The following is a 22673-nucleotide window of genomic DNA, read 5'->3' as shown; positions in this document are numbered from 1 at the left end:
ATGCCTGCGTCTGTCGTCGCGCGCCCGCTGGCGCTCGCCTGTATGCTTGCGCTGCCGCTGGGGGCTTGCGTCCAGGGTTCGGCCAATCCCGGCGCGGGGAGGGGCGCGGAATTGGCCAGCCTCGTCTCGCGCTCGATCGCCTGCCGGGCCGGAAACCCGCGCGCCAGCACGCTGGAGCGCTTCATCGACTCCGAGCGTGAGCGCGGCGCGACGCCCGACCAGATCGCCAGCGCACGCTCGGCCTATGTCACGGTTTCCGAGGCGGAGACGATCAACCAGGACATCCGTCCGCAAGCCTGCACGCCCGAGGAACGCGCCGCGCTCAAGGAGCGGATGGCGCGGGTCCGGGCCGGGCGCTTCGACGCGCTCTGATCGACGGCTGCCCGATGTCCTTCGCCAAGTCATGCCTTGCGGGGTTGTCCCTGCTTGCTCTCGCCGCCTGCAGCAGCACCATCACGGCCTTGCCCGGGACGCCCGAATACGCGGCGGCCCAGGTGTCGCGCGGCTATGATTGCGGGCTCAGGGTGGACCGCCAGGGCGTGCTGGCGCGGGTCGCGCGCGAAGACCGTCAGCGTTTCGTCTCGACCTCGGCAAGCCTTGCGGTGAAATCCTACAAGGCGCCGCGCCGTTGCGAGGCGGCGGAGCGTCTTGCTGTGCAGCGCGAGCTTGCGCTCCTGACCCGGCGCTGATTTTCGCTTGCTTGCGGCCACGCCTTGCGGCCAAACAGCCATCATGTCGCAGGCTTTCGCAGACGCCGTCACAGCCATCGTGGTCGCCTATGACAGCGCCCAGGTTCTGCCTGCCTGCCTGGCGGCTTTGGCGAGCGAAGGCGTGCCGGCGATCGTGGTCGACAACGCCAGCCAGGACGAGACCTGCGCCATCGCACAGGCGCAAGGCGCCCGGGTGCTCGCCAACACCTTGAACGAAGGCTATGGCCGCGCCAATAATCGCGGCGTCAACGCCGCCGAGACGCCTTACGTGCTGATCGTCAATCCCGATCTCGAACTGCAGCGCGGTGCGGTGGCGGCGCTGCTGGCGGCCGCGAAACGCTATCCCGACGCCGGCATGCTTGCGCCGCGCATCGTCGAACCCTCCGGCCGCATCTTCCTGCAGCCTCGCTCGTTACTGTCGCCGCCCTACCTCAATCATCCCGGCGAGGCCGTTATCCCGGAAGGGGATGCCTGCCTGCCTTTCCTCTCGGGCGCTTGCCTCCTGATTCACCGCGACACCTTCCTGGCGCTGGGCGGCTTCGATCCGGCGATTTTCCTGTTCTATGAGGATGACGACCTTTGCCGCCGCATGCGCGACGCTGGCCACAGCCTCATCCATGTCGATGCGGCGGAAGCCCGGCACGGACGGGGCCGCTCCAGCGCACCCTCGCCGCAGCGCCGCTTTACGGCCCGCTGGCACCTCGCCTGGTCGGAACGCTATGTCGCCAGAAAATTCGGCCTGCCGGCTCCCGGGTTATTCAAGGTCGTTGAAAATGCCTTCAAAACAATTGGTTACGGGTTGATCTTGAATCGAGACAAGATGTTCGCCCATGCCGGCTCCGTCGCTGGCGCGCTGGCCTGGTTGCGGAGAGCGAGCGCGCTAGCACGGCAAGGGCTGGAGCCGAGGCCGTGACGTCCGCGCGCTTCTGTTGCGTCGGTGACGGGATGGTCTGCGGCTCGAATAATTTCGGAATTCTGCGCCTCGTCCTGGCGCTTGCCGTGGTCGTCTCGCACGCTTTCAGCGTGGCGACGGGGCATGTCGATGACGAGCCGCTCATGCACGCCACCGGCTTCACGCTCGGCGAGCATGCGGTGAACGGCTTCTTCGCCATTTCCGGCTTCCTGGTGACGATGAGCTTTGAGCGGCGCGGCTGGCGCGACTTCGGGCTGGCCCGCCTGCTCAGGATCGTGCCTGGCCTGGTCGGGGCCACCCTGTTCGTTTCACTCGTCATCGGAACCATGATGACCAGCCTCGATCGGGCGTCCTATTTCGCGGATGGACAGCTCTGGCGTTTCATCTGGGGCACGCTGACCACCTTCAAGAGCGCGGCAGCGCTACCAGGCGTCTTCGACCAGAATCCGCTGTCCTTTCCGATGGGGACGGTCTGGACGCTGAAATATGAGTGCCTCTGCTATCTCGGCGTGCTTGTCGCGGGCCTGGCGGGATTGTTGTGTCGGCGCAGCTGGGTGCTTTGCCTCTGGGGCTTGCTGCTGGCCGCCGTCGTCCTGCGCGAGATCATCGCGCCCAACGGCGCCAAGGGGGTGGAGACCGGGTTGCGGTTGCCGCTGATCTTTGTGGCCGGGGGTCTGATCTATCTCTGGCGCGAGCGCGTGCCGCTATCCGTCTGGGGGCTTTGCGGGCTTGCGATCCTTGTCGCGCTGCTGGCGCGGACGCCGCTCTATAAGGCCGCGCTCTTCTCGGTTACGGCCTGGGGCGTGATCGTGCTGGCTCTGGCACCGGCCCTGACAGCCTGGCGCAGCACCCCCGCGGCCGATTTTTCCTATGGCGTCTATCTTTATGGCTGGCCCATACAGCAGGTCTTCTATGCGCTGTTTCCCGCGACCGGTGCGCTGACCCTGCTCGCGCCATCCTTGTTGCTGACCCTGCTCCTGGCTGCAGCGAGCTGGCACTTCGTCGAGAACCCGGCGCTCGGGCTCAAGCGCCGCCTGCTCTGCGGTTGATCTTAGCCACGAGCTCTTCGATTTGCCCTGACATCAGGAGCGGCAGCAGGTCGGCGACCTGGTCCCGCGGCAGGTCCCACCAGCGTGTCGCCAGGAGCGCCGTGATCTGCGCATCCTCGAAGCGCATCCTGACCACCCGCGCCGGATTGCCGGCGACGATGGCATAGGCGGGCACGTCGCGCGTCACCACGGCGCGCGCCGCCACCACCGCGCCATGGCCGATCGTGACGCCCGACATCACCATGCATTGCGAGCCGAGCCAGACATCGTGCCCGATGATGACGTCGCCGCGCGAGGTGTCGCTGCCGCTGATCCCGGCTGCTTCCGGCCAGAGCCGGGGCAGGGCCGGGAAGGGGTAGGTCGTCGCCCAATCGAGCCGGTGATTGCCGCCGAGCAGGATTTCGACACCATCGGCGATCGAGCCGTAGCGGCCGATGCGCAGGCGAACGCCGCTCTCGGGAAAGCGCACCTTCGGCCGGCCATAGGTATAGGCTCCGACCGCGATCTGGCCGGGTCGCCGCCCGATCAGCCGCGCCAGATGCAGCCGCGTCTGGTTGTCGGGGTTGAGGTGGCGGCGCAGGACGCCGCGCAGCGCCGGGGCCAGGCCCGACCACCAGGCTGCGAGCGGGCCTGGGCGCCAGTCCTCGTCTTCCGGCGGCAGTATGCCGCCTGGAGCAGTTTCCGATCCAATTGGATCGTTCAATTGCTCCAGGCCCTTGTTTGAAAGCGTTTCCTTCACGCGAACCGGTGTCCGTTTCGCTCGAAAACGCCCTTGTTCACTCGGCATTGGCTGTGAGATCGATCTTGTCGAAGATCTCGGTCGGATCCGAGAGCGTGATCACATCGGCGAGGCCGAGCCCGCTGCCGGACTTCGCGTTGGCCTGGACGGTAAGCGTCCCCGGCTTGGCGACGAAGCGTGAAACCGCCGCCGTCAGCGTCTTGGCGGCGTCGGACGGGCCCAGGATGGCGGCAAGTCCCAGACTCGCCATCATGGCGTATTCGCGGCGCAGATCCTCAGGCTTGCGCTTGGCCTTGCGCGCCTCATTGTCGAGCAGCTTTTCGAACAGGCCCTGATTCTGCAGCTTCGCCTCGACCAGGCGCGCGGTCGCGCCGAGCGCCGCAACCTGAGCCAAGGCGAGATCGCTCGAGAACAGATCCTTGGTGACGTTGCCGAGCGTGCCCTTGGCCTCGAGCTTGCCCATTCCAGTTCCGCCGAACGAGATCGCGCGGATGGCGAGCTCATTGCGCGCCGCCTCCCAGGCGAGGTCGATCTTGGCGGAGAGGTCGAGCATGCGGTAGCCCATGGCGATCAGGTCGCGCGCGGCCGGATTGCCGCTGGCTTCCGTGACAGGGGCCAGCAGGTTGTCGATTGTCAGGCCCAGGCTGGTGGGAACGCCGTTGAGCTGTTCGCCGGCCTTCAGCTCGAAGGTTTTCAAGGCTACCTTCAGCGGCGCCAGCGCGGGCTGTCCGGGCTTGCCTGGTTGCGGCACGTCGACCGAAAGCCCGTCCAGGCGCAGCGTCCCGATGGTTGGGATGAACTTGCGGAAATCAATTGTGTCGATCTCGGCATCGGGCTTGGCGAGCAGTGCCTTCAATTCGCTAAGGACAGAGCCCATCGCGAAGCCGGAATGGCTCAGCGAATCGATCTGGCCCTTGGCGCCGCCCGCAGCGAATTGCAGACCCTCGACCGCGAAGCCCGACTTCGCCGGCGCGTCCTCGCCGAAGGCGATCCGCGCGATCTTCATGTCGACGGTCTCGGATTTGGCGCTGGGCGTCGCCGGCGTGACGATGGTCATCGCCATGTCGCGCGCCTCGCCGCTGCCATAGGAGAAATTGTCGTAGAGCGAGAGCAGGGACAGGCCCATGCGCCGGTCTTCCTCGCTCTTCAGCGAAGGCGGCTTGGCTCCGGGTTCCCTGGCGGCTTTTGCCTGAGCCTCCGACATGGCCATGAGCCGCGTGACCACCTCGCCGAGCGGCTCGTCGCCGACCCTGGCGGCAAAACCGCGCCCCGTCGTCTTGCCGAGCGAGATCTTGCCGGCCGCGCCCATATCGAGCGTGTAGCCCTCCTGCTCGAAGCGGCCGAATACCGGCAGCATCGCTTCAGTGACGCCAGGTTGCGCCTTCTCGGTCAGCACGCGCGCCATGTGCTTCAGGTCCAGCGCCTCGAAGCTGGTGCGGAGCAACTGGCCGTTGATGGAGGTCGGGCCGGCGCTTGCGCCACCGGCGATGGCCTTGGCGGCGTCGCCGAGCGCGCCGCCGGGGGAGGGCGGCGTTGCGGGCTTTGCGCTGGCGGGAAGCGTCGCCGTAACCGTGCCGCTCGCTGCGGTGCCGCGACCGATCTTGCCATCCTTCACATCGGAAAAGCGGATATCGCGATAGCGCGTGACCTGCTTTTGATCGCCGATCGCCTGCTCGATGGTCAGCTCCGGCGCGCTGATCTCGGCGGCGTTGAGCTTGCTCATGCGGGAGACGGCGCTTTCGCCGGTGCTGGCGTTGAACAGGGAGACGAAAGCCTCGCGCTCCAGCGCCGAACCTTTCACGTCGATCTTGGGCGCGGTGATCACCACGGCGCCGAAATCGAACTTCAGCCCGTCGATCTGGAAATCGGCAGCCCAGGCCGGCTGCTGCGCGAGCGCGATCAGGATAGTGGCAAGAGCCGCGCTGCGGTAGCTCGTGAGCCGTTGGAGGGGCAAAGCGATCATGAAACTCTCCCGTTTGGGTGCGCGACCCTGCCGCAACGCCGCGACGAAGGGAAGCGGGGCGACAGGCTGTGCGCGACGAAATACTTGACCAATTCCGAGCTATCGCCGGTATCTGTCGGAAATTCGCCATCTCCCGGGTCGAGAGAGGGCGTCGTTTGCCGCAGCCGGGGAGCACTAAGCCATGCGGGCCGCCTTGTCTTTCATTACCGCTTGCCTTGCCTGGATCGCCCTGGCGACAGGGCCGTCTGCCGCTCTGGCGCAAGCCGGGGCTCCGGCAGCCGGGCTCGAGCAGCTTGTCATCGTCAGCGGCGGCACGCGCCATGTTTTCCAGGTCGAGGTCATGCGCACGCCCGACCAGCGGGCCAAGGGGCTGATGTACCGCAACTACATGCCCGAGGATCGCGGCATGCTGTTCGATTTCGCCCGCACCGAACCGGTCGCGATGTGGATGCAGAACACCTATATCCCGCTCGATATGCTCTTCATCCGCGCCAACGGCACGATCTCGCGCATCGCGGAGCGCACGGAGCCGCTGTCGACCCGCACGATTCCCTCGGGCGAGCCGGTGCTCTCGGTACTGGAGATCAATGGCGGCGTCGCCGAGAAGCTCGGCATCAAGCCCGGCGACAAGGTCGAGCATGTCTTGTTCAAGCGTTGAGCGGTTCGGCCGCTGATTCGGCGGTCGGCTGATTCTTCTCATCGTTTGAATCTTGGCTTTCGCTTGCGGCGCAAGCCCGCGCCGTGATAGCCAACCGCGACGCGAGGAATGGCTCAGTCGGGGTATAGCGCAGCCCGGTAGCGCATCTGCTTTGGGAGCAGAGGGTCCCAGGTTCGAATCCTGGTGCCCCGACCAGCCTCCTCGTTTCGAAACGGTTCGCCACAGGCGGGCCTGGGCAATTCTGGTGACGGCCGAGCGAGACCATGACCGCACGCATTTACCGCCCCGCCCGCACTGCGATGCAGTCCGGCACCGCCAAGACCGATCGCTGGCTGCTGGAATATGAGCCGGAGCGTCCGCGCGAGATCGAACCGCTGATGGGCTGGACCTCGTCGGGCGACATGAAGAGCCAGCTCAAGCTCTGGTTCGATACCGAGGCGGAAGCCGTCGCCTACGCGACGCGCAACGGCATCGCCTACCGGGTCGAGCAGCCTCATGAGGCCAAGCGCCGCTCGATGGCCTATGCCGATAATTTCAAGTTCAGCCGCGTCGGACAGTGGACGCACTGATCAACACGTGCCGCCTCCTGTGCGGCGCGCGAGCTTTCCAGACAGGCGAGGGCGCTTGCGCCTAAGCCCACGGGCCCGTAGCTCAGATGGATAGAGCAGCAGCCTTCTAAGCTGCTGGTCGCTGGTTCGAATCCAGCCGGGCTCGCCATATTTCACCTGGGTTTTCGCCAATGCGGCGGCCTCGGACAGTTGGAAGGAGGTTGCCGCCTTCCAACTCGCTTTCTCGAATCGCTCCCAGCGCGACCCAGGCACCATCAACCAGGCGGGTCTTGCCGAATTCGATGGCCGTGTCGAGCAGGGCGCATGTGTCATGAAGGGCGTGCGAGGTCCCAATTCCGTTGGCCAGCTTCGCGACCTGAACCCCGGGGTCGGATGCGCCGCTGCCGTGCGCCTCGCTGCTGCGCGAGTGCACGACGAAAAAGCTTGTTGCCCCGTCAGCAGGCTCATAGCTTGAGATGACCTTGCGTTATGCTTTCGGCTGCGCGGGTATCCTTGGGCGGCTCTGGGGGGGCCAGTTGATGCTGGAAAGCTACCTACGTCGTGGCGTTCGGCTGAAATGGATGCCGCCGCGCTCACAAACCAGCGACAATAACGGCGCCGTGATACCGACGCCGCCCTTGTCGCCGAACCCGATAAATTATGACGGGATGGACGACCAGATCCTGGCGAACTTCCACGCCAATTCGCTGGGCCTGAGGATGGGGCAGCCGATCCCCTATCGCTGGCTTTCATATGTCGCCGGCCGTACCACCACCATGCCGCTTGCCGGTGGCGATGTCCTGACCGGGCCGATGAGCGGCTGCCTGATTGCGACCTGGACTGATGGCGGCGCGAAGGTCGCACATGTCGGCACCATCGACAACAATCCCGCGGCCAGCACGAAGGTGAAGCGGACCTTTGCAGCGGAGGCGGGCGCGGCGGGAGACCTGACCGCTTTCAACCCCGCGGCCGTCTGGACCCCGGGCGAGATCGCGGCCGCCTTGGGCACGCGCGCCATGGGGTTCCAGATTTATGCGCTCGTGACCGGTCTCGGCGGCTATTTCTCCGTGCTGATGTTCGAGCTGCCGATCGGCCAGGGCAACAACCTCGCCGGGCGTGGCTTCCAGCGCGTCGTCGGAGGGATCAAGCCGGTGCCGGTGATGGCAGGCGTGCGGCTGCGTGCCTTTCTGATGTCCTGAGCGGCGCCGCGCAAGCCCTTCGAACTTGTCCCGGGAAAGGCAGGTCGCTATAGGACGCCTGCGTTGGAGGGGTCTTGTCGGATCAGCCAAGGCGCTAAGCCTTCCCGGCCGCTGGTCGTTGGTTCGAATCCAGCCGGTCTTGCCATTTCACCCGCCTTGCGCGCGTGCGCTGCACCTTTAGCGCGCCAAGGCTTCAGCTTTCGGGAATTGCCATGAGCGACGTCAGGGACAGCAACGGCACGGTGCTGAAGGACGGCGATTCCGTGACCTTGATCAAGGATCTGAAGGTCAAGGGCACATCGGTCACGCTGAAACGCGGCACGCTGGTCAAGAACATCCGCCTGACCGACGATCCGGGCGAGATCGAGTGCAATGCCGAGAAGGTGAAGGGCCTCGTGTTGAAGACCGAGTTCCTCAAGCGCGCCTGAGTTCAGCTCTCAATCGTCTCGGCCCCAATTGCGCAGGCGCTCGATCGACGCCCGTAGATCGCGCGGCCGCTGCCGCCACAGGCCGCGCGCCAGCCCGATTGCGAAAAACAACCCGAAACTCGGCAGGGCGATGGCGAGAGGTGCCGTCACCAACCCCATGGCGCAGCCGCCGGAATCGCCCACGCCGCATTTCGGGTCGAAGATCATCGCCGCGAATACGAGCAGGAGGGCAATCAGCGGCCCCAGCAGCAAACCCCAGAGGCCGCTGCGTATCGCCCCGAGAAGAAGCCTGCCCATCGCCGTCTCCAGTTGAGTCCAGGCTAGAGCACCGGCCCGAAAAGTGGGAACCGGTTTTCGGGACAAGCCGATGCATCATCAAAGCGCCACAGCATCGGCCCGAAAAGCGGGAACCGGTTTTTGCATCCTGCTCTCGCTCTTCGATGCGAGCCGGATGGGTCTGTCATGGCGTTTGGCTTGCAGCGCCGCGACAGGCGGCGTAAACCGCGCCGGTCATGGCTTTCGGGGCATGGCTCCGCCTTGATCACGCCCGAAAGGCTCGTCATCCGGGCACGGCTCCGCTACGGGCTCTCGCTCGCGAAGAGGGGCTGCCAGCCTAACCGCCCACCGGCACGTCACGAGCGCGACCTCGGTCGCAAGGATCACCATGGTTTCGCTGAGCCCCGCGATCGATCGCATCACGAGCTTTGCTTCGGCGAGCCATCTGCGCGCCTGCGCCCTGCTGTTGCTGCTGGCGCTCGCCGCCTTCCTGCCGGGCTTCAGCACGCTCCAGCCGCTCGACCGCGACGAGCCGCGCTTTGCGCAGGCGAGCAAGCAGATGCTGGAGAGCGGCGATTTCGTCGATATCCGCTTCCAGGCCGAGGCGCGCCACAAGAAGCCCGTCGGCATCTACTGGCTGCAGAGTGCGGCGGTCTCGGCCGGAGAGGCGCTCGGCGTGCCCCAGGCGCGGACCCAGATCTGGCTTTACCGCCTGCCCTCGCTGGTCGGCGCCGTGGCCGCGGTGCTCCTGACCTATTGGGCGCTGCTCGCCTTCGTCAGCCCGCCCTTGGCGCTGCTCGGCGGCGCCTTGATGGCGGCATGCGTCCTGCTCGGCGTCGAGGCGCGCATCGCCAAGACCGATGCGGTGCTGGCCGCCTGCGCGGTCGCGACCATGGGGGCGCTCGCGCGGACCTGGCTCGACTGGACACGCTCGCTCGCCTTCGTGCCGAGCTGCTGGAACTGGCTCGTCTTCTGGAGCGCCACCGCGATCGCTTTGCTGATCAAGGGGCCGATCGTTCCCATGGTCTGGGGGCTGGCCATGGTCGTGCTCTGCGTGAGCGAACGCGGCGTCCGCTGGCTGAAGCCGCTGCGCTTCGGCCCGGGGCTGCTGCTCTGCCTCATCGTGGTGCTGCCCTGGTTCATCGCCATCGCGGTGAAGACGGGCGGCTCCTTCTTCGCGGAGAGCGTCGGCCAGGACATGCTCGGCAAGGTCTCCGAGGGCCAGGAAAAGCATTGGGGGCCGCCCGGGCTCTATCTGCTGATCTTCTTCGGCACCTATTGGCCGGCGGCGGCTTTCGCGGCGATGGCGATCCCCTTCGCCTGGGTGCGCCGGCGCGAACCGCAGATCCTGTTCCTGCTGGCCTGGATCGTCCCGTCCTGGATCGTCTTCGAGGCGGTGCCGACCAAGCTGCCGCATTATGTCCTGCCGCTCTATCCGGCCATTACCGCGCTGCTGCTGCTGGCACTCGTCAATGGCGGCATCGACCGCTTCCGGCGTGGCGCCGTGGCGACCGCGGCGCTGGTCTTCCTGGTTCCACTCGTGCTGGTCGGGGTGATCCTCTACGGCAACTGGACGCTTGACCAGACCTTGCCCTATCGGGCACTGCCGCTGTTTGCCTTGATGCTGCTCGTCGCCTGGCGCGTGGTCGCGGCCTTCCGTCGTGGTGATCTCGAAGGCGCACTCTGGCGCTGCGTGCTGGCGAGCCTGCTGCTCGGCGCAGGCGTCTACGGTTTTGCGGTCGAAAGCCTGCGTTCGTTGAAGCTGTCCCCGCGCCTGGCCGAGACCGTCGCCACGGCCGGTTGCGCCGATCCCAAGGTCATCACGGCGGGTTATCGCGAGCCCAGCCTGGTCTTCCTGACCGGGACCGATCTCGCCATGGCGGCGGATGGTGCCGCGGCGGCGTCCTTCCTGGGTCAGCCTGGTTGCCGCATCGCCTTCGTCGAGAAGCGCTTCGCGGCCGAGTTCCAGACGGCGATCTCCCAGGCCGGCCTGACGCCGCGGCTGCTGACCACGCTGAACGGCTTCAACCTCAATGGCGGTCGCCGGCTCGAGATCGCGGTGTTCGCGCGCCCGTGAGCCAGATGAATGTTCCTTGCCCTGCAGCCCCGCTTGACGCAGGTTGCGCGCCGTTTTCCCGGATGATGTTCCGTTGACCGACAGCCCCGCAGTTCCACCGCCGATTCTCAGCGTCGTCGTCCCCGTCCGCAACGAGGTCGGCAATGTCGGCCCCTTGCTGGCCGACATCGAGACCGCCTGCGCCGCGATCGGTGATTTCGAGGTGATCTTCGTCAATGACGGCTCGAGCGATGGCACCGCGCAGGCGCTGGCAGGGCTGATGGCGAGCCGCCCCTGGCTGCGCGTCGTCACCCATGCCCAGTCCTGCGGCCAGAGCGCGGCCGTGCGCAGCGGCGTGCGCCATGCCCGCTCGGCCATCGTGGCGACGCTCGACGGCGATGGCCAGAACGACCCGGCTTTCCTGCCGCGCATGCTGGATGCGCTGCAGCAGGCGGGTCTCCAGGCCGGGCTCGTGCAGGGGCAGCGCGTCGGGCGCAAGGACACCGGTTTCAAGAAGCTGCAATCGCGCATCGCCAACGGCGTGCGCGGGCGCATCCTCAAGGACGGCACACGTGATACAGGCTGCGGCCTGAAATGCTTCCGCCGCGAGGCCTATCTCGCCTTGCCCTATTTCGACGCGCTGCACCGCTTCATGCCGGCCCTGATGGTACGCGAGGGCTATGGCATCGTGCATGTCGAGGTCCGTGACCGGCCCCGCCTTACCGGCGTCTCGAATTACGGCTTCTTCGACCGGCTTTGGGTCGGCATCCTCGACCTTGCCGGCGTCTGGTGGTTGATCCGCCGGCGCAAGCGCATTCCTCAGATCGTGCCGGACACGCAATCATGATCATCTCGATCGGCCACGCCGTATCCGACTATCTTTACGATGTCTTCGTGCTGAAATTCGACTTCTGGCTCGCCTTCGGCATCATCGCGCAATTGCTCTTCACGGCGCGCTTCCTGGTGCAATGGCTCGTCAGCGAGCGCGAGGGCAACTCCGTGATGCCGCTCTCGTTCTGGTATTTCTCGATGGCCGGCGGCGCGATGACGCTGGTCTACGGCATCGTCAAGCGTGAACCGATCATCATCATGGGCCAGGCGCTGGCGGTGGTGATCTATGTGCGCAATCTCATGCTGATCTTCAGCAACCGCAAAAGGCGCTCGGCCTCATAGGCCATTGCGCAAAGAAGGGGTTGCCGATTTTCGCATTGATCCTGCTCTAATTCCTTGGTTTGAGAGGGATTCATAGCGTCAGGTCGTCGGGTGAAAACCCGTAGCGCGCCATCATGCTGCGGTGCCAGGCGCTGCCGAGCTGGCTGCCCAAGGCCTCGTCGAAACGCCGCCTGAAACCGGCCGCCGACTTGGCGAAGGCAAAAGCGCCGCGAGCCGGCATCGCGGCTCCTGCCGTGACGACGGCAAGCTTGGGGTCGGGGTGGAGCGCGAGATAGCCGCGATGCGCCATGGCGACGCTTGCATAGGCGTCGGCGCGTCCCGATCGCACCAGATCCACGGCATCCTCCTGCGTGGCGACGCGCAGGATGCGATCATCGGGGATACCCGCTTTCAATCCGGTCTGTTCCTGGACCTGATCGGAAACGACGACGAGCCGTGAGCGCCCGTCGCGCGCCAGGGCATCATAACCTGTCAGATGAGCGCTATCCGCCTGCCTGGTCATCAGGCCGTCGGCCAGAGCCCAGACCGGAAGGCTGAAATCAACGCGTTCCAGCCGCTCCTGCGAGATGAAGAGCGGGGTGGTGATCGTCCAGCGCCCGTCGACGAGCCCGGGCAAGAGCTCGGCAAAGCTCGTCAGCCGCGTCTCGAACGAAGCGATGCCGAGCGCGTTCAGCACGGCGGTCACCAGTTCGACATCACTGCCTGCCGCCGTCCCGCCTTCCCTGGGAAAGCAGAAGGGCGGCTCGTCGAGATAGGCGAAGACGATCGGGTCCGATGGGCTGCTCGCCACGCTCAGCTCGCCGCGCGCAGCCGGGCGAACCCGGCGTCGAGATCGGCCTTCAGATCCTCGAGGTCTTCCAGCCCGATATGCAGGCGGATCGTCGGACCCTTGAAACCCGGCGTCGTCGCCGTGCGGTAGGGCTTGCAGTCGAACGGCAGGACGAGGCTCTCATAGCCGCCCCAGGACGCGCCCATGCCGAACAGGGTCAGGCCGTCCAGCATGGCGCCGACGGCCTTCATCGCCACAGGCTTGAGCTCGATCGCAAAGAGCGAGGAGGCGCCGGTGAAGTCGCGCTTCCAGAGCGCGTGGCCTGGGTCGCTCGGCAGCGCCGGGTGCAGCACCCGCGCCACTTCCGGGCGCTCGCTCAGCCACTGCGCCATCTCGAGGCCGGCCGGCATCTGCTCCTTCAAGCGAATATGCATGGTGCGGATGCCGCGCAACGTCAGGAAGGCGTCCTCGGGCGCGATGATGACGCCGAGCGTCTCCCAGCAGTCCCGGACCAGCTTGTAGAGCTCGGGCGTGCGCGCCGAGACGGTGCCGATCAGCACGTCGGAGTGTCCGGCGTAATATTTCGTGCCGGCCTGTACCGAGATGTCGACGCCGAATTTGTGGCTGTCGAAGAACAGCGGCGTCGCCCAGGTGTTGTCCATCAGCACCAGCACGTCGCGGGCATGCGCGGCGTCCACGATGGCGGGAATATCCTGCATCTCGAAGGTCTGTGAGCCCGGAGCCTCGGTCCAGACTGCCTTGGTGTTCGGCTTGAACAGCTTTGCGATATCGCCGCCGATAGCAGGATCGTAGTAGCTGACTTCGATGCCCAGGCGCGGCAGCATCCTGTCGCAGAAGTTGCGCGTCGGCCGGTAGACGCTGTCGGTCACCAGAAGGTGATCACCGGCCGAGAGCACCGCCAGCATCGGCAAGGTGCAGGCGAGCAGGCCCGAGGGGCAGACGACGACGCCCGCGCCGCCTTCCATGGTGTTCAGCGCCGCCACCAGCGCGTCGATCGTCGGGTTGCCCTGGGTTCCGTAGGTGTAGCGCGACTTCCGGGCGAGGAAATCCTCCATATTGGGGTAGATCACCGTCGAACCGCGCACGATCGCGGGATTGACGAAACCATAGCTATCGGCCGGATCGCGGCCTGCAAGGACGAGGCGGGTCTTCTCGCGCAGGCGCGCGAAATCAGGCGGGGACAGCTTTTTCATGGATGGAATCGCGAGGCCGTTTTCTGGTTCGGGTCAGGCTTGACCACCCTTGGAAACTTGCATGTGATGCGAAGCCGGGAAAGAGGCGTGCCGGATATGGGCCGTTGCTTGACGCTCATGAGCGTCTCTGGCAATCGACCTTGGGGACGCCGCTTAATTCCTGTGCAATCAGAGCGGGCAAAATGCCTGCAAGCGGCGAAGCCGATGACGGCCTGCCGGCCCGGCCGGACAGGAGACCTCAATGGGAGAGAGAGCAATGAAGAAATTCTTGGCAGCCGCGATCGCAGGGCTTGGGCTCGCGGTCACCGCGACAGCGGTTTCAGCGCAGGCGCCTGCGACTTTGGCCCAGGTCAAATCGCGCAACATCCTCAACTGCGGTTCCAACACCGGTCTTGCCGGCTTCGGCGTGCCGGATGCCCAGGGCAACTGGGTCGGCCTCGATGTCGATTACTGCCGCGCAGTCGCCGCGGCGATCTTCAATGACCCGGCCAAGGTGAAGTTCATCCCGCTTTCGGCGAAGGATCGCTTCACCGCGCTGCAGTCGGGCGAGGTCGATCTGCTCGTCCGCAACTCGACCTGGACGATGTCGCGCGACACCTCGCTCGGCCTGCTCTTCACCGGCGTGAACTACTATGACGGCCAAGGCTTCATGGTCCGCAAGAAGCTCGGCGTCACCTCGGCGCTGCAGCTTTCGGGCGCCTCGGTCTGCACTCAGCAGGGCACCACGACCGAGCTGAATCTGGCCGACTTCTTCCGCGCCAACAACCTGAAATACGAAGTCGTCGCCTTCGCCTCCTCCGACGAGACGGTCAAGGCCTATGACGCCGGCCGCTGCGACGCCTTCACCACCGATGCCTCGGGCCTCTATGCCGAGCGCCTGAAGCTGACGGCGCCGGACGATCACATGGTCCTGCCCGAGATCATCTCCAAGGAGCCGCTTGGCCCGTCCGTGCGCAACACCGACGCGCAGTGGTTCAACCTGGTGAAGTGGGTGCACTACGCCATGCTGAACGCCGAGGAACTCGGCGTGACCAAGGCCAATGTCGATGAGATGCTGAAGTCGCCCAATCCCGAGATCAAGCGTCTGCTCGGTGTCGAGGGCAAGTTCGGCGAAGGCATTGGCCTCACCGCCGATTGGGCCTACCGCATCATCAAGCTGGTCGGCAATTACGGCGAATCCTTCGAGAAGAACGTCGGCCAGGGCTCGCTGCTGAAGATCGCGCGCGGCCAGAATGGACTCTGGACCAAGGGCGGCCTGCAATACGCCCCGCCGGTTCGCTGACATCAAAACCAAATCCGGGCGCCGACCGTGTTCGGCGCCCGGGCTGCTCACGCCAATGCCGAATAGGTCCTCATAAACCGCAGAATATGCGGCTCTGGCTGCTCAGAATACGCGAGAGCGGATGAACCGCTCCGGATAGGGGACTACCATGAAACGATTGCTCGTCGCGGCGCTCGCGCTTGCCGCATTCCTTCCTGGCGTGGAACACGCCCAGGCCCAGACCTCCTCGCTCGCAACGGTCAAGAACCGCGGCGAACTCATTTGCGGCGTCAGCCCGGGCTTGGCCGGCTTCGGCATCCCTGATGCGCAAGGAAACTGGGTCGGCCTCGATGTCGATCTATGCCGCGCCGTCGCTGCCGAGATTTTCAACGATGCCGGCAAGGTCAAGTTTGTTCCGCTGTCGTCGAAGGACCGCTTCACCGCGTTGCAGTCGGGCGAGGTCGATCTGCTGTCGCGGACGAGCACCTGGACGATGGCGCGCGATACGGCGCTCGGCTTGAGCTTCTCGACCGTGAACTATTATGACGGCCAGGCTTTCCTGGTTCAGAAGAAGCTCGGCGTCCAATCCGCCCTGAAGCTCGATGGCGCGTCGATTTGCCTGCAGCAGGGCACGACGACCGAGTTGAACGTCGCGGACTTCTTCCGCGCCAACAAGATCAAGTACGAGGTCGTCGCCTTCGACAAGGGTGACGAAGCGATCAAGGCTTTCGAATCCGGGCGCTGCGATGCGCTGACGGACGATGCCTCGGCGCTCTATGCGCTGCGCCTGAAGCTGACCGCGCCGGAGGACGCCGTCGTCCTTCCCGAGATCATTTCCAAGGAGCCGCTCGGTCCGGTCGTTCGCAGCAGCGACATGCAATGGTTCAACCTGGTGAAATGGACGCATTTCGCCATGTTGAACGCGGAAGAGTTCGGCGTCACCAAGGCGAATGTCGACGAGATGCTCAAATCGACCAACCCTGAGATCCGGCGCCTGCTCGGTGTCGAGGGCAAGTTCGGCGAAGCGATCGGCTTGAGCAATGACTGGGCCTACCGGGCCATCAAGCTGGTCGGCAATTACGGCGAGGCGTTCGAGCGCAATGTCGGCGCCGGCTCCATGCTCAAGATTGCCCGTGGAAAGAATGCGCTGTGGACTAATGGAGGATTGCAATACGCTCCTCCGGTCCGTTGATCGTATGTGCGGAGCGTCGGTTCTGCCGGCGCTCCGTTCGCGGTTTGGTCGCGACGGCTTTATTTTGTGGGGGAAGGAGGGGAGGATACCGGGCGAGGATCATTTGGTCCGGGACTTGCTAGCATTTCGAGAACGGGAAGAACCCGTTCCGCCAACAGGGGAAACAACCATGAATAAGTTTTTCGCAGCCGCGCTCGTCGCGGCGGCAACTGCAGCTTGCATCGGCGGAGCGCAAGCGCAGACCGGCACGCTTGCCCAGGTCAAGAACCGCGGTATTCTCCATTGCGGTTCCGGGACGGGCCTTGCCGGCTTCGGCATTCCCGATGCCCAGGGCAACTGGACAGGCTTGGACGTCGATCTCTGCCGCGCGGTCGCGGCGGCGATCTTCAACGATCCACTGAAGGTCAAGTTCATCCCGCTCTCGGCCAAGGATCGGTTCACCTCGCTGCAATCGGGCGAGGTCGATCTACTCTCGCGCACCACGACCTGGACGCTGTCGCGCGACACCTCGCTCGGGCTCAATTTCGCGGGCGTGAACTATTATGACGGCCAAGGCTTCCTGGTCCGTAAGAAACTCGGCGTCGACTCCGCGTTGAAGCTTGCCGGTGGCTCTATCTGCACGCAGCAGGGCACGACCACGGAACTCAACCTCGCGGACTATTTCCGGTCCAACAAGATGAAGTACGAGGTCGTTGCCTTCGCGAGCAACACCGAGACCGTCAAGGCCTATGAGGCAGGCCGCTGCGACGCCTTCACCACGGACGCCTCGGGTCTTTATGCCGAACGGCTGAACCTGACGACGCCCGCCGACCATATCGTGCTGCCCGAGATCATCTCGAAGGAGCCGCTCGGCCCTGTCGTTCGCCATGGTGACGACAATTGGCTCGACATCGTCAAATGGACTCACTTCGCCATGCTGAACGCCGAGGAACTCGGCATCACCAAGGCCAATGTCGACGAGATGCTGAAATCGGATAATCCCGAGATCAAGCGCTTCGTCGGCACCGAGGGCAAGTTCGGCGAACCGATGGGCCTGACCAATGACTGGGCCTACCGGATCATCAAGCTTGTCGGCAATTACGGCGAGGTCTTCGAGAAGAATGTCGGCCAGGGCTCGCTCCTGAAGATCGCGCGCGGCCAGAACGCCCTCTGGACCAAGGGGGGGCTGCAATACGCTCCGCCGATCCGCTGAAGCATCGCGAGCGATCGGCGTCGGCCCCGTGCCGGCGCCGTATCGATCCCGGTCCCGCGCCGTCCGTTACGCATCGAAAGCGCATGGTCCGGGACTTGCTAAGCGTTTTAGGTGCGGGCGCAAGCCCGCACCTAAAACAGGGGAACGCAATGAAAAAAGCCGTCACGTCAGCACTCGTGCTCGCATCGCTCGCTCTCGGCGCGGGGGTTGCCCAGGCCCAGACAGGGTTGCTTCCGCAGATCAAGGCGAGGGGCGTCGTCACATGCGGCACGAGCCCGGGCCTCGCCGGTTTCGCGATGCCCGATGCGCAGGGCAATTATACAGGCATCGACGTCGATCTTTGCCGCGCCTTGGCGGCGGCGATCTTCAACGACCCGCAGAAGGTCAAGTTCGTGCCGCTCTCGTCGAAGGACCGCTTCACCGCGCTCCAGGCCGGCGAGGTCGATCTGCTCTCGCGCACCACGACCTGGACCTTGTCGCGCGATACCTCGCTCGGTCTCAACTTCGCGGGCATCAATTATTTCGACGGCCAGGGCTTCATGGTCCGCAAGAAGCTCGGTATCGATTCGGCACTCAAGCTCGCCGGCGCTTCTGTCTGCGTCGCGCAAGGCACGACCACCGAACTGAACCTCGCCGACTTCTTCCGCGCCAACAAGATGAAGTACGAGGTCGTGGCCTTCAGCAGCGGCGATGAGACGATCAAGGCCTATGAATCCGGCCGCTGCGACGCCTTCACCACGGACTCATCAGGTCTTTATGCCGAGCGCCTGAAGCTTCAGGTTCCGACGGACCATATCGTGCTGCCCGAGATCATCTCGAAGGAGCCGCTGGGTCCGGTTGTCCGCCATGGCGACGACAATTGGCTCGATGTCGTCAAATGGACGCATAACGCCATGTTGAACGCCGAGGAGCTTGGCATCACCAAGGCCAATGTCGATGAGATGCTGAAATCGGAGAACCCCGAGATCAGGCGCTTCGTCGGCACCGAGGGCAAGTTCGGCGAGCCGATGGGCTTGAGCAATGATTGGGCTTATCGCATCGTCAAACTTGTCGGGAACTATGGCGAGGTTTTCGAGAAGAATGTCGGCGCGGGCTCGCCACTGAAGATCGCGCGCGGTCAGAACGCGCTGTGGACCAAAGGGGGTTTGCAATACGCACCGCCGATCCGTTGAGGCGCTCTAGCGCGTTTTTGAGCGACTGAATACCGATTCTCGTGAAAAAACGCGTTAAAACAATGGCCTAGAGCAATTGAGCGATCCATTCGGATCGGAAATTGGTCTAGCGCGAAGGTCTGAGATCAGAAGGAAACATCCGGTGGCGGTCGAGGCCGCCGCCGGTTCACCTGCCGCAATCAAAACAAAAAAGGGCGTAACACGTGTCGACCATTCCGACCGAGACGGTTCAGCCGGGCAAGGCCTCGCTGCTCTACGATCCCAAGATAAGGGGCTATGTCTACCAGCTGGCCCTGCTCGCCGTTGTCGGCTTCCTGCTCTATTCGGCCGCGTCGAACGCCATCACCAATCTGCGCGCGCAGAAGATCGCGTCCGGCTTCGGATTCTGGCACAATGCCGCGGGTTTCGACGTCAACCAGAAGCTGATCCCATTCAGCGCCTCGGGCTCGACCTATGGCGAGGCTTTCTATGTCGGCCTTCTGAACACGCTGCTGGTCGCTTCGATCGGCATCGTGCTGTCGACCTTCCTCGGCTTCTTCGTCGGCGTGGCCCGGCTCTCCAGCAATTGGGTGCTGTCGAAGCTCGCGATGATCTATGTCGAGGTCATCCGCAACCTGCCGCTGCTGCTGCAATTGTTCTTCTGGTACAACGCGGTGCTGAAGCCGCTGCCCAATCCGCGCCAGTCGATCGAATTGCCGGCGGGTGCGTTGCTCAACAATCGCGGCCTCTATCTTCCGGACCCTCAGCTCGGTCCCGGCGGCTCAGTCATTATCTGGACGTTCCTGATCGGCATCGTTGCCTCGATCATCTTCCGCGTCTGGGCCCGCAAGCAGCAGGAGGCGACCGGCAAGCAGTATCCTGTCGGCTGGATCGCGCTCGGCTTGATCGTGGTGCTGCCGTTCTTCGTCTACCTCGTCACCGGCCGCCCGATCTCGTTCGTCTATCCGGAGATCGCCGGCTTCAACCTGCGCGGCGGCATCCAGATCTTCCCGGAATTCGTCGCGCTGCTGCTGGGTCTGACGACCTATACCGCGGGCTTCATCGCCGAGGTCGTGCGTGCCGGCATTCTCGCCGTCTCGAAAGGACAGACCGAGGCCGCCAATGCGCTGGGGCTGCGCGCCGGGCCGACCTTGAAGCTCGTCGTCATCCCGCAGGCCATGCGGGTGATCATCCCGCCCCTGACTTCGAACTACCTCAACCTGACCAAGAACTCCTCGCTGGCGGTCGCGATCGGCTATCCCGATCTCGTCCAGGTCTTTACCGGCACGGTGCTGAACCAGACCGGGCAGGCGGTCGAGGTGGTCGCGATCACCATGGCGGTCTATCTCACGATCTCGCTCGTCACCTCGTTTTTCATGAATATCTACAATAAGCGCATGGCGCTGGTGGAACGGTGAGGGCGCTACGATGACCGATGCAACCACCGAAAACGCACCATTCGCCTTCGTCCGCAAAGAGGCGCTGGCGCAGGAAACCCCGCCGCTCTCGGTGGCGGGGCCGATCGCCTGGATCCGCACCAACCTGTTCTCCGGCCCGGTCAATTCGATCCTGACGCTGCTATGCGTCTACATCGTCGTGACCACGGTGCCGGAGATGATACGGTTCTACTTCATCGACGCCGTCTGGAGCGGCACCAATCGCGATGCATGCCTGGCCGACAAGATCGGCCGTCCGGTCGGCGCGTGCTGGGCCTATATCGCCGACCGTTTCCAGTACTTCATCTACGGCTCCTATCCGGTGCCGCAGCGCTGGCGCGTCAACATCGTTTTCGCGATGTTTGCACTCGGCGTGCTCTGGCTGCTCTGGGAAAGGGCGCCGCTGAAGAAGGTCGGCCTCTTCTTCTTCTTCGTCATACTGCCGATTGGTGCCTATGTGCTGCTGCTCGGCGGCCCCAATGCCGAAGGCTTCCTGCGCTGGCTCATCGGCCTGACGCTGGTGCTGATGGTGATCTATCTGGTGCTGTCCTTCGTGCCGGCCCTGGCGCGGTTCTGGATCGGCCCTGCCTTCCTGGCTGTCGAGGAGGCGCAGCCGCCCTGGAAGCGCTTCTACCGGCCCAAGCGCCTGATCCTGCTGTCGCTGGTCGTCTTCGGCCTGATCGCGATCCTGGCCGACAAGATCGGCCTGCCGCGTGTCGACACCGGCCTCTGGGGCGGCATGACGGTGACCTTCCTGATCGCGGCGGTCGGCATCGTCTTCTCGCTGCCGCTTGGTGTCATCCTGGCGCTGGGACGGCGCTCGAAGCTGCCGATCATCCAGCTCCTCTCGGTGATCTTCATCGAGTTCGTCCGCGGCGTGCCGCTGATCACGGTGCTGTTCATGGCCAACACCATGCTGCCGCTGTTCGTGCCGCAGGAATATTCGCCGGATCGGCTGCTGCGGCCGCTGGTCGGCGTCGCACTCTTCGCCGCCGCCTATATGGCGGAGGTAATTCGCGGCGGCCTGCAGGCGATGCCGAAGGGCCAGTACGAAGGAGCGATGTCGCTCGGTCTGGGTTACTGGCAGATGATGCGGCTGATCATCCTGCCCCAGGCGCTGCGCATCGTCATTCCGGGCATCGTCAATACGTTCATCGGGCTGTTCAAGGATACGACGCTGGTCACCATCGTCGGCATCTTCGACTTCCTGCGCACCATCGAAGCCACCCTGGTCGATCCGACCTGGGCGACGCCGACCACGCGAGCGACTGGCTATGCCTTCGCCGCAATGTTCTATTTCCTGTGTTGCTGGGGGATGTCGCGCTACTCGATCTCGGTCGAGAAGCGGATGGCCGCCGGTCAGAAGCGCTGAAGGGACCAACCAACATGACCATGGCAGAAACGAATACCGCGAGCCGCCCCGCCGCGCTGAAGCAGACCTCGCTGAACACTCCGACCGCGGTTGAGATGATCGGCGTCAACAAGTGGTACGGCGAGTTCCACGTGCTGCGCGACATCAACCTGAAGGTCGAGCGCGGCGAGAAGCTGGTGATCTGCGGACCGTCGGGCTCCGGCAAGTCGACGATGATCCGCTGCATCAACCGCCTGGAAGAGCACCAGAAGGGCTCGATCATCGTCGACGGCACCGAACTCACCAACGATCTGAAGAAGATCGACGAGATCCGCCGCGATGTCGGCATGGTGTTCCAGCACTTCAACCTGTTCCCGCATCTGACGATCCTCGAGAACCTGACGCTGGCGCCGATCTGGGTCCGCAAGATGCCCAAGAAGGACGCGGAGGAGATCGGCATGCACTATCTCAAGCGCGTCAAGATTCCCGAGCAGGCCGCGAAATATCCCGGCCAGCTCTCGGGCGGCCAGCAGCAGCGCGTCGCCATCGCGCGCTCGCTCTGCATGAGCCCCAAGATCATGCTGTTCGACGAGCCGACCTCGGCGCTCGATCCCGAGATGGTCAAGGAGGTGCTCGACACCATGGTTTCGCTCGCCGATGAGGGCATGACCATGCTCTGCGTCACCCACGAGATGGGCTTTGCCCGCCAGGTCGCCGACCGGGTCATTTTCATGGATGCCGGGCAGATCGTCGAAATGAACGAACCCAACGCCTTCTTCAAGAACCCGCAGCATGAGCGCACGAAGCTCTTCCTGAGCCAGATCCTGCACTGAGCTCGATTTCGGCAGATTAAGATCTTTCCGATGGCGCACCGATTCTTCCGGTGCGCCATTTTTTGTTGCGACTGAATAATTGTCGACGGGCGATTTTATTACCGCCCTGGGGGCAGGGCGGGTGGTAAACTGCGACTAGTCGGAACAAAGCACTGCCCGGTGGGTTGATCAACCAACCGGAGGAAACACCATGAACCGCTTTATTCCCGCTCTCATCGGCACTCTCGTGATGACAGGCGGTGCCTATGCCCAGTCGATCAACATCGGGCCCGGCGGCGTCGGCGTCGAGACACGCGGCCCGAGCGAGCGCATCATCGAGCGCGAAGTTCGCCGTGATGACCGCGACGGTTTCGAGCGTCGCTCGGACCGTGGCTATTATCGACGCGACGATCGTCGTCGCGTCGAATTCCGCGACCGCCCGCGCTGCCGCACGGTCATCACGCGCGAAGAGACGCGGCGTGGCGTGATCAAGACGAGGCAGCGCGTCTGCAGCTGATCGACCGCTCAGCGTCGGCGAAACCCGAATCGAAAGGCCGTCCCGCTAGAGCCGGATGATTTCAGA

General features: G+C 64.4%; 24 protein-coding genes and 2 tRNA genes. 21 read left to right on the top strand and 5 right to left on the bottom strand.

The genetic code is table 11. From position 1 onward, the window contains the following. The 4 genes from CYD53_RS23785 to CYD53_RS23770 are packed head-to-tail and all read left to right on the top strand — an operon-like array spanning position 1 to position 2672. Positions 1-372, top strand: coding sequence for a hypothetical protein (locus CYD53_RS23785; RefSeq protein ID WP_103720566.1), 372 nt, complete (start codon positions 1-3; stop codon positions 370-372). A 14-nt stretch (positions 373-386) separates the two neighbouring features. Beyond that, positions 387-689, top strand: a complete 303-nt coding sequence (locus CYD53_RS23780) for a hypothetical protein (protein WP_103720565.1) — start codon at positions 387-389, stop codon at positions 687-689. Between the two features lie 43 nt (positions 690-732). Continuing rightward, positions 733-1623, top strand: a complete 891-nt coding sequence (locus tag CYD53_RS23775) for a glycosyltransferase family 2 protein (protein WP_103720564.1) — start codon at positions 733-735, stop codon at positions 1621-1623. A 32-nt stretch (positions 1624-1655) separates the two neighbouring features. Beyond that, positions 1656-2672: an acyltransferase family protein gene (locus CYD53_RS23770; RefSeq protein WP_103720589.1), complete on the top strand. Its 1017-nt coding sequence runs from the start codon at positions 1656-1658 to the stop codon at positions 2670-2672. Here CYD53_RS23770 and CYD53_RS23765 read toward each other — a convergent pair. Beyond that, the gene (locus CYD53_RS23765) at positions 2647-3264 is read right to left on the bottom strand and encodes a CatB-related O-acetyltransferase (protein WP_103720588.1); all 618 of its coding nucleotides are present in this window, start codon (positions 3262-3264) and stop codon (positions 2647-2649) included. The two genes, CYD53_RS23770 and CYD53_RS23765, sit on opposite strands and share 26 nt — an antisense overlap. Positions 3265-3448: 184 nt before the next feature. After that, a complete protein-coding gene (locus CYD53_RS23760; protein ID WP_103720563.1) occupies positions 3449-5374 on the bottom strand; it encodes a hypothetical protein in 1926 nt (641 codons plus the stop codon). A 181-nt stretch (positions 5375-5555) separates the two neighbouring features. Here CYD53_RS23760 and CYD53_RS23755 point away from each other — a divergent pair, with 181 nt between their 5' ends. From CYD53_RS23755 to CYD53_RS23730, 6 genes are all read left to right on the top strand, one after another. After that, positions 5556-6032: a DUF192 domain-containing protein gene (locus CYD53_RS23755; RefSeq protein WP_103720562.1), complete on the top strand. Its 477-nt coding sequence runs from the start codon at positions 5556-5558 to the stop codon at positions 6030-6032. 118 nt (positions 6033-6150) lie between these two features. Further along, a tRNA-Pro gene (locus CYD53_RS23750) sits at positions 6151-6227 on the top strand. Positions 6228-6295: 68 nt separating this feature from the next. Then, positions 6296-6601 (top strand): ETC complex I subunit, encoded by a 306-nt coding sequence (locus CYD53_RS23745; protein WP_103720561.1) that lies wholly within the window; start codon positions 6296-6298, stop codon positions 6599-6601. A gap of 71 nt (positions 6602-6672) precedes the next feature. Then, positions 6673-6749, top strand: a tRNA-Arg gene (locus CYD53_RS23740). A gap of 307 nt (positions 6750-7056) precedes the next feature. Beyond that, positions 7057-7779 (top strand): hypothetical protein, encoded by a 723-nt coding sequence (locus tag CYD53_RS23735; RefSeq protein WP_146055990.1) that lies wholly within the window; start codon positions 7057-7059, stop codon positions 7777-7779. A gap of 212 nt (positions 7780-7991) precedes the next feature. Continuing rightward, positions 7992-8207 (top strand): alkylphosphonate utilization protein, encoded by a 216-nt coding sequence (locus tag CYD53_RS23730; protein WP_103720559.1) that lies wholly within the window; start codon positions 7992-7994, stop codon positions 8205-8207. A 9-nt stretch (positions 8208-8216) separates the two neighbouring features. Here the strand turns inward: CYD53_RS23730 and CYD53_RS23725 are convergent, their stop codons facing one another. After that, positions 8217-8504 (bottom strand): hypothetical protein, encoded by a 288-nt coding sequence (locus tag CYD53_RS23725; protein WP_103720558.1) that lies wholly within the window; start codon positions 8502-8504, stop codon positions 8217-8219. Positions 8505-8871: 367 nt separating this feature from the next. On the opposite strand from CYD53_RS23725, the gene CYD53_RS23720 reads away from it, so the two are divergent. The 3 genes from CYD53_RS23720 to CYD53_RS23710 all read left to right on the top strand — a co-directional run bounded on the left by CYD53_RS23720 (position 8872) and on the right by CYD53_RS23710 (position 11712). After that, entirely contained in the window at positions 8872-10560 is a 1689-nt protein-coding gene (locus CYD53_RS23720; RefSeq protein ID WP_103720557.1) for an ArnT family glycosyltransferase, read from the top strand. 73 nt (positions 10561-10633) lie between these two features. Next, complete coding sequence (locus CYD53_RS23715; RefSeq protein WP_103720556.1) at positions 10634-11386, top strand: glycosyltransferase family 2 protein; 753 nt, start codon at positions 10634-10636, stop codon at positions 11384-11386. Continuing rightward, a complete protein-coding gene (locus CYD53_RS23710; RefSeq protein ID WP_103720555.1) occupies positions 11383-11712 on the top strand; it encodes a lipid-A-disaccharide synthase N-terminal domain-containing protein in 330 nt (109 codons plus the stop codon). Before CYD53_RS23715 ends, CYD53_RS23710 begins: the two co-directional genes overlap by 4 nt. A 70-nt stretch (positions 11713-11782) precedes the next feature. On the opposite strand, the gene CYD53_RS23705 is transcribed toward CYD53_RS23710, so the two are convergent. Both CYD53_RS23705 and metC read right to left on the bottom strand, forming a co-directional pair. After that, the gene (locus tag CYD53_RS23705) at positions 11783-12502 is read right to left on the bottom strand and encodes a transporter substrate-binding domain-containing protein (protein WP_245928397.1); all 720 of its coding nucleotides are present in this window, start codon (positions 12500-12502) and stop codon (positions 11783-11785) included. Between the two features lie 2 nt (positions 12503-12504). Continuing rightward, the gene (metC, locus tag CYD53_RS23700) at positions 12505-13695 is read right to left on the bottom strand and encodes a cystathionine beta-lyase (RefSeq protein ID WP_103720554.1); all 1191 of its coding nucleotides are present in this window, start codon (positions 13693-13695) and stop codon (positions 12505-12507) included. Between the two features lie 256 nt (positions 13696-13951). Between metC and CYD53_RS23695 the strand changes: the two genes are divergently transcribed. From CYD53_RS23695 to CYD53_RS23660, 8 genes are all read left to right on the top strand, one after another. Continuing rightward, complete coding sequence (locus tag CYD53_RS23695; protein WP_103720553.1) at positions 13952-14977, top strand: amino acid ABC transporter substrate-binding protein; 1026 nt, start codon at positions 13952-13954, stop codon at positions 14975-14977. A 148-nt stretch (positions 14978-15125) separates the two neighbouring features. Beyond that, a complete protein-coding gene (locus CYD53_RS23690) occupies positions 15126-16148 on the top strand; it encodes an amino acid ABC transporter substrate-binding protein (RefSeq protein ID WP_103720552.1) in 1023 nt (340 codons plus the stop codon). 169 nt (positions 16149-16317) lie between these two features. Continuing rightward, positions 16318-17340 (top strand): amino acid ABC transporter substrate-binding protein, encoded by a 1023-nt coding sequence (locus tag CYD53_RS23685; protein ID WP_103720551.1) that lies wholly within the window; start codon positions 16318-16320, stop codon positions 17338-17340. Positions 17341-17489: 149 nt separating this feature from the next. Then, a complete protein-coding gene (locus CYD53_RS23680) occupies positions 17490-18512 on the top strand; it encodes an amino acid ABC transporter substrate-binding protein (RefSeq protein ID WP_103720550.1) in 1023 nt (340 codons plus the stop codon). A 203-nt stretch (positions 18513-18715) separates the two neighbouring features. Then, positions 18716-19909: an amino acid ABC transporter permease gene (locus CYD53_RS23675; protein WP_245928396.1), complete on the top strand. Its 1194-nt coding sequence runs from the start codon at positions 18716-18718 to the stop codon at positions 19907-19909. A gap of 10 nt (positions 19910-19919) precedes the next feature. Further along, positions 19920-21299, top strand: coding sequence for an amino acid ABC transporter permease (locus CYD53_RS23670; protein WP_103720549.1), 1380 nt, complete (start codon positions 19920-19922; stop codon positions 21297-21299). Between the two features lie 20 nt (positions 21300-21319). Next, complete coding sequence (locus CYD53_RS23665) at positions 21320-22111, top strand: amino acid ABC transporter ATP-binding protein (RefSeq protein ID WP_175525442.1); 792 nt, start codon at positions 21320-21322, stop codon at positions 22109-22111. Between the two features lie 190 nt (positions 22112-22301). Further along, complete coding sequence (locus CYD53_RS23660; protein ID WP_103720548.1) at positions 22302-22607, top strand: hypothetical protein; 306 nt, start codon at positions 22302-22304, stop codon at positions 22605-22607. The last annotated feature ends 66 nt before the right edge of the window (positions 22608-22673 follow it).

Origin of the sequence: Allobosea psychrotolerans (genome assembly GCF_002917105.1) — a bacterium.
Lineage (GTDB): Bacteria > Pseudomonadota > Alphaproteobacteria > Rhizobiales > Beijerinckiaceae > Allobosea > Allobosea psychrotolerans.
The sequence above is the reverse complement of the archived record's forward strand: the minus strand, read 5'-3'. Positions and strand labels throughout refer to the sequence as shown.